The sequence below is a fragment of the Bradyrhizobium sp. CIR48 genome (assembly GCF_014198315.1).
In the GTDB taxonomy this organism is placed as follows: Bacteria; Pseudomonadota; Alphaproteobacteria; order Rhizobiales; family Xanthobacteraceae; genus Bradyrhizobium.
The window spans coordinates 1-14,472 of the sequence record NZ_JACIHG010000026.1 but is presented as its reverse complement, the minus strand read 5'-3'; the positions used below and the strand labels follow the sequence as shown (position 1 = coordinate 14,472).

Below are 14,472 nucleotides of genomic sequence, written 5' to 3'. Positions count from 1 at the left end.
GCCAGCGGTCACGTGAACCGCGCAAACAGGCCGAACACATGGCCGCTCCGACCAACGCCGCAAAGTGAAGATTCTCCTTGCCAACCAGGAGCCGTCCACACATGGCCCATCGGCGAAGTTGCGCCTCGACTGGCGGAGATCCGCTCATGGCGGCAGAGCGGGCCAGATTTGCTCAACCTGAGCTCTTCACAGGTTGACCCTAAGATGACCTCAGTCGGCCAGGCACATGCAATGTGGCTTGACGTCGTTGGCAACTGACCTACTATTCGCACCAGACATTGATGGGGATGGAGTCCCCCGATAACTGCTGCAATGCTGATGGCTCCTACCAGACGCAGGGCGTCGGTAGGGACCTATTTGCTCCCAGCAGCGCCCGAGAAAGGGCGAACAATGGCTGGGCTTCCTTTTTGCTTGCCTTTCGCAAGTTGGTTTGTACCTGCCCTATGGTTGGTCGACACGATTGCGTACTCAGTTGGTTACGCGACTGAACTTGTTTGGCTCTCAACCTGGATCGGATCGGGCTGTACGTTGATTGCGCGGCACCATCTTGCGATGAGGCAAATCTTTAGGCCGGGAGAGTGCCACGACTGAAATCTGGACCTTGGCCGCTCTATGGCTCGGCCTCGCACTCGTGGCCACCCTGATATCAATCTGGCTGCGCATCGCGACTGCATTGTCAGAAATCGTAGTGGGAACCATCGCTCAGCTCGTGATCGGCGCGACAATAGGCTCTGCCATATTGGGCACCGATCAGACATGGGTAAAGTTCTTGTCGGGAATGGGCGCGATCCTGTTGACATTCCTCGCGGGTGAACCGGCGGCAAGACAGGCCATCATGCGCGGTCAAGAATATGAGAAGCTTGCTTCCCGCTATATGGGCCTGTTCACACGCACAGCGCGAATTAGCTCGGCTCGACGGGGCCGGACCGGCCTGTCAGAATTCCAGTTGGTCGCGTACCGCCTCGATCCCTGCTTTCGCGCACGCTTCGTCCGCGTCGCCGCCGGGGGCCCCGGATACTCCGACTGCGCCGACCAGAGAGCCGCCAGCTTCGACGATCAGTCCTCCTCCGATGATGACCGCTCCTGGCAGATTGCGAATGCCTGCCTGCATCGTGCCCGGCTGGCTGGCCGCATTCAGCTCGGTCGTGCTCGTCTTGAAAGACATGGCGTCCATGCCTTGCCGGAAGCGGTCACGGGCGCGCGAGGTCCCGCAAAGCGATCGCGGAGCAACACTTGAGTGACGCCGAAGCGATCGACAACTGCCACCGCGACTTGGTAGCCACGGCCACGGCAGCTATCCAAAGCAGCGCGCGCCAAATCGAGGGCCAGCTCCGGACTAAGCGATTTGTAGACGACGATGGCCTCTGTCGCCCGGGCGGGACTGCCGAAGAAGGTCAGCAGGGCGGTCGCGACTAACACACCTCGCACATCCATGACTATCTCCGGCAGAGCTGAGCGGCGGTCTAATTGATCTCGCCATATGCCAGATCATCGAACAGGGTCAAACTGTCGGCCTTGGTCCACAAGCCAATCATGCCGGCGTCAGGAATCGTGCCGTCCTCCACCTCGAATATGGGCTTTCCATCATAGGTCACCTTGAACCGGCTTCCCATGAAGTCGCAACGCAGCGTGTGCCATTGCCCGGACGCCACCGGCGCACTGATGCCATAGCCGCCCTTGCGTCCGACAATGTCGAGCGAGGTTCGGACGCCTTTGATGGTCTTGTAGAGCACCACGTTGTCTTCCAGCGCGTTGGCTCGCACGACGTAGTAGTTCTCGGCGTCTTTCGCGCGCCAGATGATGCCTGCGGCGCGATCCTCTGAGCCGGCGATCGCCTTGAATTTGACCTCCACGAAGCCGTCACGGACGTTGGAATCGCTCCTGATGGCCACGGGGAAGGTCGCCCGCCCGGATTGCTTGAGCACGTTCGGCTTGCTCGGCGCCGTGGCGTCGGCCTCAACGGTCCATTTCGATTGTCCCCGGCCGGTCTTAGTCAAAGTCCATCCTTCCGGCGGCATTCCGGCAGGAGTGCTGTCAAAGTTCAGGGTGTTGGCCACGGCGTTACCTCCCATCAAGAAAATCAGGATGACCGTCCAGGCAAACTTCGCCCGGCCTAAGAATTTGCGTGGAAGGACAGATGGGCAGATCGATTTGCGTTTCATCATATCCTGTCCTTAAGCGCGCTCTTTACGAACCAAGCCCATCCCGGCGAGTTGATGCAGACCTCCAGCGAGGAAGGGAGATCATCATGAGAAATTCAGCATCGGCAGCCCTGTTGTCCTCTGTCGTACTGGCCTTCGCATTCGGTGGAGGCGCGGCACAAGCGCAGTCCACCCCTGTCCAGCAACCTCAGTCGCCGCAGCAGTCGGAACAGTCGCGCGAGCAGGACCGCAGCCGCGCGGAAGACGTCACGATCGGACGCGACTGGAAGGCTCAGGGCGGGGAGGCCGATCACGCCGGCCAGGCGACGCCGAACGAAGACCATCAGACTGTCGGCCGCGACTGGCGCGCTCATCCGGACGACAAGAATCGGCAATAGGCGCCCTCGCCAGACTCGAGATATTGGATGTGCAGCGGTAGAAGCGATCGCCGCACTTCGCTCCGCCGCCACACCATTCCGAAGCCCCACGCGCATGGTTACTTCTCCCAGAGCCCGATGAGCACCAAGCCGGCTGAAGAATCGGATGGGCGACCGGACCCACGATGGCCGTGACGGCAATCAGCGATGCCCGTCGCCGTCATCACTTCGTCCCATCCCCTTTGAATGCTGGCTCCAATATGCCGTCGATCGGACCGCCGGGCCCCGTTGGCTGCAGCTCGAACCGTTTGCCGCTTTGTGTCACGCGATAGCAGTCGTCGCCCATGTCCTTGATATAGAGACAATTTCATCCTTCTGGATTCGCCATTTTCCGACCTGCTTCACACCCATCGAGTAAGTTCGCAGCGTCCCGTCGCCGTCATAAACAAACCGATAGTGGACCTCGTCGGTCAGTTGCTTCCCGGTGAAAGCCGCTCGGATCTGCGCGCCGGTCAACGCCCGAACGCTTTCGGCTGCGGCAAAGCCGGCATCGAGGGCGACCAGTCCCCCGATGCCGGTAGCGAGTGCCCCGATAAGACACCTCGCAAGTTGGCTGTTCGATTCCGCCAGCCTCACTTTTTGCACGCCTTCCGACACATCTGGTACTCTGTCTTGCATGCTGGCCCGGCGTAGTTTCTCACGCAGGCGGCACGCTGATTGGCGCAAACCTTGCAAGTTTGCGCCCCAGCCGCCTGTGGGGTGACAAGACAGGCCAGCGCCAAAACAGCGACGGCAATGTTTCTCATCCCAATAATCCTTCAGATTTCCTTCGCGTATCGATCGTAGAGCGCGGAGGCGTTTTCCCAACGGATGGCCTCCATGTAGACGTCGACATAGCGGGCTGCCGCAGCGCCGAAGTCCATGTGATAGGCGTGCTCATACATGTCGAGCACCAGCACCGGACGACCGCCAGCGAGCGTCGTCGTATGATCGGCAGCCCACTGGTTGACGAGCCGCTTGTTGCGAGGGGAATAGGAGAGGATCACCCAACCTGAACCACCGCCCTCCGCCTTGCCCATCGCAGCGAACTCCGACCGCCATCGATCGATGCTGCCGAAGTCGCGCACGATCGCTTCGGCGAGCGCTCCGCCCGGCCTACTGGCGCCGCCAAGACCATCGAAGTAGATCTCATGCAGGATCATCGAGTTCGCCGCGATCAGCTCTTCGCGCTTCAGGCCGTTGACGACGAAGTTCGGTGCCTTCGCGAAGTCTAGCTCGGCGAGCTGCGCGCTGATCGCGTTCAGCCGCTTCACCGCGCCGCCGTAGTTGTTCTCATAGTGACTGACGAGCACCTTTTCAGAGATACCGCTGATCGATTTTGGATCGAACGGCAGCGGCTTGGTTTCGTAGAGCATCAGGCGACTCCTTCGTTCAAGCTTCGGCTCAACTCTTCGTACTGGCCGTCTTGTCGAGCGCCGCACGCAGGCCTTCGGCGAGCTTCACGGCGTCGTCGTTCGCCCAGAAGTGCATGAAGAAGAGCCTCGGCTGCTCGTCGAGCATGTGGCTGTGCAGCGCGGTCACCTCGATGCCGTGTGTCCGCAGCGCCAGGATGACCGGGTTAACCTCGTCACCGGTCAGCACGAAGTCGCCCGTGATGGCGGCCTTCCCGCCTCCCGTCGGCTGGAAGTTGATAGCGATCGCGACGCCCATCGGGCCGGCCGGGGTCAGCGGCATGCCGTCCTGCGTGATCGGGTCTCGCCGCTTGACGTTGAACTGGTAGACGCCGCCATTGGCCTGGCCTTTTACGCCGATGATCTGGTCGAGCTTCGCCGTGTCGACATCGATGGCCGGCGGCGGGCTCGACGGCGCCGCGGCGGTCAGCGGCGTCTTGCTCTCGGCGAGCGCATCATGGATCGCCGACGCAAGCTTGACCGGGTCCCCGTGGCCGGCCACGTGCATGTAGAAGGTGGCCGGGCTCGCCCGCAGCAGATGATTGTGCACGGCCGTGATCTCGAGGCCGCTCGCGATCATCTTCGCCATTACCGGGTTGATCTCGGTTTCGAGCAGCACTAGGTCGCCCATGATCATGGCGCCGCTATGGGCGGGCTTGAACGCGACCCATCCGCCTAGGGCGAGCGCCGGCTTGATCGCCACCCCATCCAAGGTCACGGAAAGGTCGCTGCGGGGAAAGCCGTAGCGGCGGACGTCGTCAGACACCGCTGGCTTGCGGCCAAGTGCCTCGTCTACCTTCTGCCATTCAGCATCTTGAGCATACGCCGGGATGAAGGGCGCGAAGCGAATTGCGAAAAAGCAGACGGCGAGGCCGACCACAGCCAAGATGGTCCTTTTCATGGTGCAGCTCCTCGACCTCAATTCCGCTCTTTGATCTGGCCACTGCTGTCGACGACCAGCTTCACCGGCTTGCCGTCCTTCACCGCATTGGCGGTGATGCCTTCGGCCGTCGATTTGACGTCTTGCACCTGCGAGTAGCCGGCCGCCTGAATCTTGGCGATCAGCTCGTCCTGGGTTAGGGCGTGAGCGGGCGTCCATCCGCTCGCCACCGCGAGCAAGATAGTTGCTTGAAGGAATGCACGTGTACGCATGTTGGCTCTCCTGGTGTTGTCCCCAACCCCGGTGAAGGGTGTGCGTAGCAGTGTCCCTAGATGACGCCTCCCAATCGCAGCAAGATGCCCGAGACGCAGGAAGCGGCCAAAACGACGAGCATTCCAATGTTGAACCGGAAGATCGCCGTCGCCGCGGCTACTGATAAGGCGAGCGCCGGTAGGTCAATGCTAGTCAGCACTGGGGCGTCGAAGGACAAGCCGAATCCCTGGACCGGAAAGGTCTGCCGGAACAGAGTATGGAGCGCGAACCAGATCGACAGGTTGAGGATCACGCCGACCACGGCGGCGGTGATTGCCGAGAGCGCACCGGCGAGCGCCTTGTTGCCCCGCAGCGCCTCGATGTAGGGCGCCCCGACGAAGATCCAGAGGAAGCAGGGAGCGAAGGTCACCCATGTCGCCAACAATCCGCCGAGCGTTCCCGCCGCCATGGGAGAGAGCCCGGTTGCTTCGCGGAAAGCGGCCATGAAGCCTACGAACTGGACGACCATGATTAGCGGGCCAGGTGTCGTCTCGGCCATGCCGAGGCCGTCGAGCATCTCCCGCGGCGTGACCCAGTGGTAATAGCCCGCGGCCTGCTGCGCGACATAGGCCAGCACCGCGTAGGCACCACCGAACGTCACCATCGCCATCTTGCTGAAAAAGATCGCGATCTGGCTGAAGACCTCGTTCGGACCAAGCGCGATCAGAAGAGCGAAGACGGGAACGAGCCAGATGGCGAGCCATACGGCCAGAACCCGCAGCGTGCGCGTCGTATTCGGCCGAACGTGGTCCGGAATCCCCTCACCCAGCATGCTGTCGATCACAGCGGAGTTCTTGCCGCCATGCTCCAGCGCCGCGAACTCCGGCCGGTCAAGCCGGGCGCCGACAAAGCCGATCAGGGCTGCCGCAACGATGATCAGCGGAAACGGCGCTCCAAAGAAGAAGATCGCGACGAAGGCGATTGCCGCCAGCGCGACCATAATTGGATTGCGAAGTGCACGTTTGCCGACGCGGGCCACTGCCTGAATCACGATGGCGAGCACGGCCGCCTTGAGGCCGAAGAACAATGCCTCGACAAAACCGACGTTGCCGTAGGCGGCGTAGATGTAGCTGAGCCCCATGATGGCAAAGACCCCGGGCAGGATGAACAGGCCTCCTGCGACGATGCCGCCAACGGTCCTGTGTAGCAGCCAGCCAATATACGTGGCCAACTGTTGCGCCTCAGGACCAGGGAGGAGCATGCAGTAGTTCAGCGCGTGCAGAAAACGGCTCTCCGAAATCCAATTCTTCTCCTCGACCAGAATACGATGCATGACAGCGATCTGTCCGGCCGGCCCACCGAAGCTCAAAATAGCTACTCGCATCCACACAAGAAGCGCTTCGTTGAAGGTGATGCCGTGGGCCGGCGCGTCTGCGCCGGCCTTCTGGGTTGCAGCGATATCAGTCATGCCTTCACCTTGTTGGTTGGCCAGTTGTGCAACTCCTTGGTCGCGTCGCGGCACCATCGGTAGAATGCATCATAGAGCTGGAGACCGGCGTTCAACTGCTCAAGGTCATCGTCGAACATGCGCGATAGGCCGAGCGATGCAGCAAGCAGGCCCGGCGCCTCCGGAGACAGATCGAGGCGTCCCGTGTCGGCGGCGCGGACCATCGTCGCCAGCCGCTCCAACGCAGGCGACGACAGGCCAAACTCCTTGACCATGACGTCGAAAGTGCAGAGCTCGCCGCGATGGCTCCAGAAGACGTTCTCGATGTCGAAAGGCGTGGCCTCGAAACGTTCGGCAACCGCCTCGACTTCAGACGGCGCGACGAACAGGAATACCGCAGTGGGATCGACGAAGCGGCGGATCAGCCATGGACACGCGATCCGGTCGATCTTGGGGCGCGCTCGCGTGACCCACACCGTGCGACCACGCCCATCGCGCTTGGGAATCCTGGCGGCCGGCACCGTCGGATGGTTCGCTTCCTTCCATGCGACTTGACCACCTTCGAGGTTCTCGGCGGCGACGTTGCAGCAGCGGAGCCAGACCGCAGTCCCCTCGCTGAGCTTCTTGCCCTTGTGACAGACCACGACGACGGACTGGCCCGTCAGGCGGAACGCCCAATCCTGGATGTCGAGATGCGAGCGCCGCACGGCGCCCGGGATCAGGCGCGGATCGGCCGAGAAGTCCTCTTCGATGCGCACGTCGATGAGCGTCGGCGCGGCCGCCGTGCCGACCAATCGAGACAATTTATCGGGTGAAATGGAGGTGTACGATGCTGACATGCTGCGCCCTTGGTGATCAGGACGCGATTCTTGGGCATGACGCCTCGCGGGGAGATCGCACACCCCCGATCCGCGAATAAAAGCCCAGTTAACCGGGCTGTCAACCCGCGGGGAGGCGAACGATTCCAGAAATTATCAGAAGAGCGTCACGGAGATTTCATCCAAGTAAGGAACTAAGCCGACAAGTTAAGCCTCAATGAAGCCTCCGACGGAGTTTCTTGATGATTTCCCGGAGATCCTTCGCATACTCTTCGATGATCTTTACGGCTTCCTCCAGACGCGAGTGCCCGGACTCCGGAACTTCCCTATCTCGCTCTGGTCGGTCCGTATCGTTCATGCCCAACGATTCGACGGCGGCGACAAGCGGTGTTGAGCCAGATCAAGGTTCGTACGCTACGATCTTGAAAGGTCCGGAGGAATTCACGTAGACTGCCGGTCCGGGACGAAGCAGACTCCCGGCGAGACTTCGGTCCAAGTTCTGCGCAGCACGCAACAACGTGGAGCTTGCGCATGGATACCGAACGACAATCCTCTCCCAAACGTACCGTTGCCATCCTCTCGCGAGGAGATGCGGCCGCGCGCCGAGATGCGACCTCGAAAAGCGGCCGCTTCGCCGACGTCTTCCAAGCGCTGGCCGCCGTCGGCGTCGAAGGGCGCCCCGCGATCTACGACGAAAGCTTCGCCGATGCCGTCCGCGAGCAACTGCTTGCGGTGGACGGCGTGCTCGTCTGGGTCAATCCGATTCAAGACGGCCGAAGCCGCGCAGGCCTCGACGCCCTGTTGCGCGACGTCGCTGCGCAGGGCGTGTGGGTGAGCGCTCATCCTGACGTCATCCTCAAGATGGGCACCAAGGAGGTCCTCTATCGCACTCGCTCGATGAGCTGGGGATCGGACACGGCGCTCTATCAGACCGCAGAGGCGATGCGCGCCGAGCTGCCTGCACGGCTCGCCGCCGGTCCGCGCGTGATCAAACGCAACCGGGGCAACGGCGGCCAGGGCGTCTGGAAGGTCGAGAAGCTGCCGACCTCCTCCATGATCAAGGTCCTGGATGCGACCAAGGATGCGCCCGAGGAGCTCACGCTCGATGATTTCCTTCGTCGCTGCGCGGAGTATTTCGAGAGCGGCAGCGTGATTGACCAGGCGTTCCAGCCTCGCCTGAGCGAGGGTGTGGTGCGCTGCTACATGGCAGGTGACCGCTGCGCTGGCTTCGGCCATCACAAGGTCAAAGCCCTTGTCGACTCGCCGGCCGCGCGTTCAGAGGCTGGACCGCGGCTTTACTCGTCGAACGCGGACCCGCGCTTCCAGCGGCTGCGGCGGTTGATGGAGGACGAGTGGACGCCGCAGCTAATTTCGCTGCTGGAGATCGCGCGCGGTGATTTGCCCGCGATCTGGGACGCAGACTTCATGCTCGGGCCGGTCCAGACCGACGGGAGCGACAGCTACGTGCTTGGCGAGATCAATGTCAGCTCGGTGCATCCCTATCCGAACGAGGCCCCCGTGGAGATCGCCCGGCGGGTTGCCGATCGGCTGCAGGTTAAGCTTTGACGCATGCTGACGATCAGAGGGCTCAAGCGCCTGCACCTCTCCGTATCATTTGACCTGCAGGACGGCGAATGCGTCGTCCTGCAGGGGCCTTCCGGAGTCGGGAAGACCTTGCTGCTCCGCTCCATCGCGGATCTCGATCCCAACGAAGGAACAGTCAAGCTGGACGGCATGCTCCGAGAGGCGATGCCCGCTCCGGCATGGCGAAGGCGGGTGACCTACCTCGCCGCCGAGCCGGGCTGGTGGTCTGACACCGTGCAAGATCACTTCGCCGCCTGGGAGGATGCCCTTCCGCTGGTCGCGCGACTGGGCTTGCCGGACGACTGCGGAGCGTGGTCGATCCAAAGACTTTCGACCGGCGAGAGACTGCGGTTGGGACTTGTGCGGGCGCTCATGCTGCGATCGCGAGTGCTTCTGCTGGACGAGCCGACCTCGGCTCTCGACCCGGCAGCCGCTGCGGCTGTGGAAGGTGTGATTGCCGAACTCATCTCGGATGGAACGAGTGTCCTCTGGACTACCCACGACGGCGCCCAAGCCCGCCGGGTCGGGACCAGGATTTTCGTGATGAGGCCCGACGGCGGGATCGAGGAAAACCGGCCGTGACCTACATCCAGCTCTCCTACGCCGACTTGGTTCTACCCGCGCTCCTCGTCGTCATGGACGGCATCTTCTCGCTCATTCTCCGCCTCAAGCTCGAGAAGCAACTGGCTATTGCGGCCGTGCGCATGGTGGTGCAGCTCGTCCTCGTCGGATACGTGCTGACCTTCCTGTTTGCCGCGGTGTCGCCGCTCTGGACCGCTCTCGCCGCCCTGATCATGGTCCTCTTCGCCTCGAGAGAGATCGTCGCGCGGCAGAAGCGGCGCCTTCAGGGGGTTTGGAAGTACGGCCTGGGCGCGGGATGCACGCTGCTCGCCGCAGGTACGGTCACGATGCTCGCGCTCCTTACGGAGCTACGCCCCGATCCGTGGTATCATCCGCGCTACGCGCTGCCTTTGCTGGGCATGATGCTGGGCAACACCATGACCGGAATAAGCCTGGGCTTGGACGTGCTGACGAACAGCCTGGTGCGCGAACGAGCCGCGGTTGAGGCGTGTCTTGCGCTAGGCGGCACCCGACACCAAGCCCTGCTGCCGGTCATAAGGGACGCCTTGAGAAGCGGCTTCATGCCGATCATGAACAGCATGGCCGCGATCGGGCTCGTTTCTTTACCGGGAATGATGACCGGTCAGATCCTTGCGGGCGTCGAGCCGGTCGACGCCGTCAAATATCAATTGCTGATCATGTTCCTGATTGCCGGCGGCACCGGGCTGGGAACGCTGGCCGCTGTGCTAGGTGGCGCGCGCCTTTTGACGGATCACCGACATCGCCTGCGTCTCGATCGCATTCTGATCGATAAAAAGGAATGCAGGTCTCTTCTCTAGAAGCAGGTGGCAGATCAAGAAGGTTCCGTTGAAGCGATGGGGGTCGCCTACCCTCGCAACAGGTTCTTTCACTTCTGCTTCTGGCCACAGCTGACCTGTTGCGACGTTCGCCGACCCGTCGGCTTGTGACCAAAGTGGACCTTTGGCAGTCCAATATATGCTGCCCAGCCTCTTTGACCTAGCTCAGTGGATCGTCTGGTCTTAGCCGATCAATAAGGCCATGAAAGCTCCGCCCGAAGAACCGCCCCCGGATAAAGATGAGCCCCGGAGCGTGGAAGCGCGCCGGATCATAGAGGACTATGCGAACACCCTACGGGAGATCATCAAGAAGCTACGCAAGCTTCTGAATTAGAGGCAGCCGTACTGTCATACTTGGGGTCTGTTCTTTCTCTGGTGCAACCCTTCCATTGGTGACACGTTAGGAACTATCACCGAACGGATCGTGGCTTTTATCGGTGATGAGAACGCCGGTAGCGCTCCCGCCTTCCTCTCACGGAAAGGAGCCGCGCGTGCAAAGGCGACGCCGTTTCAAACAAACCAAATCCCTTGAAGAGCGCCTTGCCGAAGAAGCAAAGGAGCTGCGCACCGTGGCCGCAACGCTTCCACCCGGCCCCACGCGGGACGCGGTGCTGCGGAAGGCCCGGCAGGACGAAACTGCCGCTCACATGACCGGGTGGCTTAGCTCGCCCGGCCTCAAGCCGCCGACCTAAGCCGGGTTCTTGTGCGTAAAGAGCTGGTCGAGAAATGCCGAACGAGGGCGGAGCAATGCCGCTTGAATGCCAAGAACGCACGGAGCGGCTTTGATGAAGCTGCGTGGCTGGACCTCGCTGACGACTGGACAAAGCTAGCGGAAGCCTTCGAACATGAGGACGATCCCAAGTGGACAAACTAGGGGGCAGCTGAGGCTTCGTCGCTCAATGTCGCCTAGTGGCCTCAAGCCATCCAACTTCGTCGCTTGGGCTGGTCTGGTATTGAGGGCAGTCCGGACTTCGCATCAGCGATCCTTCGACCGCCGCTTGTGACTCTAACCGGACCTCGCCCGCTCAGTCCGGCCGAGTTTGCAACAACATCGGTTTCATCGTTGTCCCGTAGTAGTCGGAGCCCATCTTTCCAAGCGCATCCCATGCGTGGGCTGCAATAGACGGCAGTGGTTCTATCCAAAAGCTCTCGGGTATGACTTCACTCGGCGGAACGCGACTGAACTCCAGATCGGTAAGAACAAAGCCTTCACCGTCGTCGTATGTCATGCGCGCCAGAACCTCCCCAGCGCCGTTCACTATTTGGGTCTCTCCAAGAAATCGTGAGCGATATGGCTTGCCCTCGTTGCCGGGCGTGCGTCCTTCAAAGTCTCCAGCGTGCGAAGCGTGGATCACAGGAGCACCGACCATTCGAGCAAGTCGCGACGGACCGCCCATGATTAGGCGGTAGAGGTGATTGCGGTCATCTTCGTATTTTGGGTCTACTGGCAGCCGAAGGTCCCACCAGCATGAGCCTCCAACCACCACGTCGACCTTGCTTCGCAGCCGTCGTGGTGTCTGGGAGCGAATAAGCTCCCAGCATAGCGCGACACCGATTTGACCGCGTGGTGTGTTCAGTACTCCATCGTCCTTGCCGCCGATATAGTAGTAATTTTCCCACATGGTGGGGACGTCCTTATCGTGTCTGAAAAATGTGCCGTCAGGAAAAACCAGCAAGAAGCTGTTATAACAATCGCCCCCGATGTTCGCGATGAATGAACCCCCGACTACGCCGTCGTGCTCGCGAGCAAGCCTTTGCATGAGCTGAAGCGGTTCTCCGTCAAGAGGACGCCAAGCTGAAAGCATGCTCGGAGTGAATGAGACTGCTGAGGGAAAGAACTCGGGGAGAACAACAAATCTTGCTCCCTTCTTGAAAGCGTCGCGCACGAGACGTTCTGCGGCAGCCAAATTTTTCGCAACGTTTCCAACCTCAGCTCGCATCTGGACGGCAGCTACCTTCATTTCTGACATCAGATGCTCCAGTTCATGCTGCGGTCTCGCTTGGTTGCAAGTCATCTTTCTGGCGCGAGACTGTAGTCCGATGACTGTACCAAGGCTAGCGCGTTTGCGTTGCAATGTCCGGAATTGGCCCGATGGTGAAGTTCGGTTTGGCTCAGATGTGGTCTAACCGGCGCTTTTGACCCAGAGCAGAATTCGGCCTCCACATAGGTCAATTATTAAACCAACACCTAATCGGCTCGCTTAGCTCGGACAGAGCGGATGGAAAGGTGCGCTGAAATGCAAGGTCTCTTTGGCACTTCGTTCAAGCAAGTACGCAAAGGATATCGCTAAGATGATCGATGCAACGCCGGCAAAGTACGGCCACCGTTCGCCACTCATTTTGCACTCCGTAGCAGGAGGATTGGCAATCGTCGAACGGGGCTGATCGCTCTGTCAGCGCGCGTACTCGTCGATCCAGGCTCCAATGCAAGTGTCGCCGTTCGGTCGTGACGTTTGAGCTGTGACAATGCGAGCCGCTCCGTATGCATCCCGCCGGAAAACCGCCGCATCGTCTCGAGGCCGCCGGGCCCCGCGGCGCATGGCAGCCGTCGCAAGCCATGACCGCGTTGACCGAGTAGCTGCCGCGCTCGTTCAGCGTCTCGGCTCGTTCCGGCGACACACGGCGAGTACAGCGAGAAACCGAATTGTTCCCCCGGCCTTGGTTCTAATAATGTACCGCTTTCATACTGCCGCCGGGCGGCCTCGCCAGATGTGAATTGGTTCACGTTCCGGCAAATGTTTTTACTCGCCTGTTCGCTCAACCTGAGCGGTCGCTTCTGCGACGGCCGCAAGTGGCCCATCCCAGCCAATTTCCTCCGACACGAATATGTCTGCTGTAAGGTGTAGACTGGACCTAACCCGGATCGGGCCAAACTGACGCGATTGACCCGCAGCGGACATTGATGCATCGCGGCATACAGCAACCTGAATTGCACGCTCACAGCCGCTCAGCAAAGTGCTAGGCCCGACACATCGACTGTCAATGAGGTGATCGAATGAGGCGGCGAGAATTTAACATCCTTGTCGTCAGTGCTGGCCTGGCGTGGTCGTGCCACGCCTTTGCCCAGTCGACTGGTCGTATCACACGCGTCGCCCTCTTGAGTAATTTGAGCCCTTCGGCCAGCGACCCCAGGCAAATGGCGGCATTAAAAGAAGGGTTGCATGAAAACGGACTGATCGAAGGCACCAACGTAGAGGTCGAATATTTCTGGGCTGAAGCCAGTTTCGACCGCATGCAAGGACTGGCAATGAAGCTCGGACAAGGCAATTTCGATATTATCCTGACGGCCGGTTCGAAAGCCGTGAAGACACTCCGTGCGACCGGAACTAAAACACCGATCGTTTTTACCGTGGCCGCGGATCCGGTTGGCAGCGGCATCGTCGAGAGCCTCGCCCGTCCCGGCGGAAACGTCACCGGCTTGTCGATGTCCGACAATAATCTTGAAAGCAAGCGCATTGAGCTACTGAAGGAAACTGTGCCCTCCATCAGTAAGGTCATGATCTTGCGCGACCCGGTCGTCGGGGTCCCGACCGGTGTTGCCGAGGCCCAGGCCGCGGCGCGGGCGCTGAGCCTTGATGTCGTGGTGGCCGAGGCCGCAAGCTCCGATGAGGTCGAGGCTGCGTTCAGGCGTGGCCGGGACCAGGGTGTCGACGCGGTCGCCGCCATGGCATCGGCTTCTTCAACTTCCAGCGCAAGCGCTTGATTGAACTTGCCGCGGAGTATCGCCTCCCATCGATCTGGGAAACGGACGTCTATGTCAGGGACGGCGGCGTGATGTCGTATGGACCCAACTTCCCGGATATGTACCGTCGATCAGCCGGGTACATCGCGAGAATTCTGAAGGGTGCCAAGCCCAGCGACCTGCCTGTGCAACAGCCGACCAAATTTGAGCTGGCCCTCAATCTGAAGGCTGCGAATAGGCTTGGAGTGACTATACCGCCCGCCGTGATAGCGCGCGCCGATGAGGTAATCGAATGACCGCTTATGATGCTGTGGACGGCTCCTCCACGGGCACGAGAGTGCCAAGGATGGGGCGCCGTTTGAGGCTCCCACGATTCGGAGGAGCAGCCTATGCAATCAATTTCGACGATTGGTCTGGATATC

General features: G+C 60.8%; 14 protein-coding genes, 1 pseudogene and 1 riboswitch. Of the genes and pseudogenes, 6 read left to right on the top strand and 9 right to left on the bottom strand.

All coding sequences use genetic code 11. The annotated features are described in order from the left end of the window. Positions 1-274 precede the first annotated feature (274 nt). Positions 275-335, top strand: a riboswitch (Fluoride riboswitch). 599 nt (positions 336-934) lie between these two features. Together GGD66_RS40885 and GGD66_RS40880 are read right to left on the bottom strand one after the other, a co-directional pair. Further along, positions 935-1,434: pseudogene (locus GGD66_RS40885) on the bottom strand (GlcG/HbpS family heme-binding protein). Between the two features lie 29 nt (positions 1,435-1,463). Beyond that, positions 1,464-2,165, bottom strand: a complete 702-nt coding sequence (locus GGD66_RS40880) for a hypothetical protein (RefSeq protein WP_018321028.1) — start codon at positions 2,163-2,165, stop codon at positions 1,464-1,466. Positions 2,166-2,248: 83 nt separating this feature from the next. On the opposite strand from GGD66_RS40880, the gene GGD66_RS40875 reads away from it, so the two are divergent. After that, positions 2,249-2,539 carry a hypothetical protein gene (locus GGD66_RS40875; protein ID WP_049815020.1) on the top strand — a complete coding sequence of 97 codons (291 nt, stop codon included), beginning with the start codon at positions 2,249-2,251 and terminating at the stop codon, positions 2,537-2,539. A gap of 300 nt (positions 2,540-2,839) precedes the next feature. On the opposite strand, the gene GGD66_RS40870 is transcribed toward GGD66_RS40875, so the two are convergent. From GGD66_RS40870 to GGD66_RS40845, 6 genes are all read right to left on the bottom strand, one after another. Then, positions 2,840-3,175 (bottom strand): hypothetical protein, encoded by a 336-nt coding sequence (locus GGD66_RS40870; protein ID WP_157644420.1) that lies wholly within the window; start codon positions 3,173-3,175, stop codon positions 2,840-2,842. Positions 3,176-3,336: 161 nt separating this feature from the next. Further along, on the bottom strand, positions 3,337-3,933 hold the full coding sequence (locus GGD66_RS40865; RefSeq protein WP_018321031.1) for a superoxide dismutase: 597 nt from the start codon (positions 3,931-3,933) through the stop codon (positions 3,337-3,339). Positions 3,934-3,961: 28 nt separating this feature from the next. After that, complete coding sequence (locus tag GGD66_RS40860; RefSeq protein ID WP_026202472.1) at positions 3,962-4,870, bottom strand: DUF1259 domain-containing protein; 909 nt, start codon at positions 4,868-4,870, stop codon at positions 3,962-3,964. Positions 4,871-4,887: 17 nt separating this feature from the next. After that, positions 4,888-5,121 carry a PepSY domain-containing protein gene (locus tag GGD66_RS40855; protein WP_026202473.1) on the bottom strand — a complete coding sequence of 78 codons (234 nt, stop codon included), beginning with the start codon at positions 5,119-5,121 and terminating at the stop codon, positions 4,888-4,890. Between the two features lie 56 nt (positions 5,122-5,177). Next, positions 5,178-6,569 carry a chromate efflux transporter gene (gene chrA, locus GGD66_RS40850; RefSeq protein WP_018321033.1) on the bottom strand — a complete coding sequence of 464 codons (1,392 nt, stop codon included), beginning with the start codon at positions 6,567-6,569 and terminating at the stop codon, positions 5,178-5,180. Beyond that, positions 6,566-7,387, bottom strand: a complete 822-nt coding sequence (locus tag GGD66_RS40845) for a sulfurtransferase/chromate resistance protein (RefSeq protein WP_026202474.1) — start codon at positions 7,385-7,387, stop codon at positions 6,566-6,568. The genes chrA and GGD66_RS40845 overlap by 4 nt, the downstream gene beginning before the upstream one ends. A gap of 510 nt (positions 7,388-7,897) precedes the next feature. On the opposite strand from GGD66_RS40845, the gene GGD66_RS40840 reads away from it, so the two are divergent. Genes GGD66_RS40840 through GGD66_RS40830 form a run of 3 tightly spaced genes read left to right on the top strand, consistent with a single transcriptional unit; the run spans position 7,898 to position 10,350 of the window. Continuing rightward, positions 7,898-8,932, top strand: coding sequence for a Cj0069 family protein (locus GGD66_RS40840; protein WP_018321036.1), 1,035 nt, complete (start codon positions 7,898-7,900; stop codon positions 8,930-8,932). 3 nt (positions 8,933-8,935) lie between these two features. After that, positions 8,936-9,532, top strand: a complete 597-nt coding sequence (locus GGD66_RS40835) for an ATP-binding cassette domain-containing protein (RefSeq protein ID WP_183262236.1) — start codon at positions 8,936-8,938, stop codon at positions 9,530-9,532. After that, a complete protein-coding gene (locus tag GGD66_RS40830; RefSeq protein ID WP_018321038.1) occupies positions 9,529-10,350 on the top strand; it encodes an ABC transporter permease in 822 nt (273 codons plus the stop codon). Before GGD66_RS40835 ends, GGD66_RS40830 begins: the two co-directional genes overlap by 4 nt. Before the next feature lie 1,043 nt (positions 10,351-11,393). Here GGD66_RS40830 and GGD66_RS40825 read toward each other — a convergent pair. Beyond that, positions 11,394-12,338, bottom strand: a complete 945-nt coding sequence (locus GGD66_RS40825; RefSeq protein WP_183262235.1) for a carbon-nitrogen hydrolase family protein — start codon at positions 12,336-12,338, stop codon at positions 11,394-11,396. A 1,025-nt stretch (positions 12,339-13,363) separates the two neighbouring features. On the opposite strand from GGD66_RS40825, the gene GGD66_RS40820 reads away from it, so the two are divergent. Together GGD66_RS40820 and GGD66_RS42545 are read left to right on the top strand one after the other, a co-directional pair. After that, entirely contained in the window at positions 13,364-14,071 is a 708-nt protein-coding gene (locus tag GGD66_RS40820; protein ID WP_183262233.1) for an ABC transporter substrate-binding protein, read from the top strand. Beyond that, positions 14,068-14,346: an ABC transporter substrate binding protein gene (locus GGD66_RS42545; RefSeq protein ID WP_183262231.1), complete on the top strand. Its 279-nt coding sequence runs from the start codon at positions 14,068-14,070 to the stop codon at positions 14,344-14,346. Before GGD66_RS40820 ends, GGD66_RS42545 begins: the two co-directional genes overlap by 4 nt. Positions 14,347-14,472: the final 126 nt, after the last annotated feature.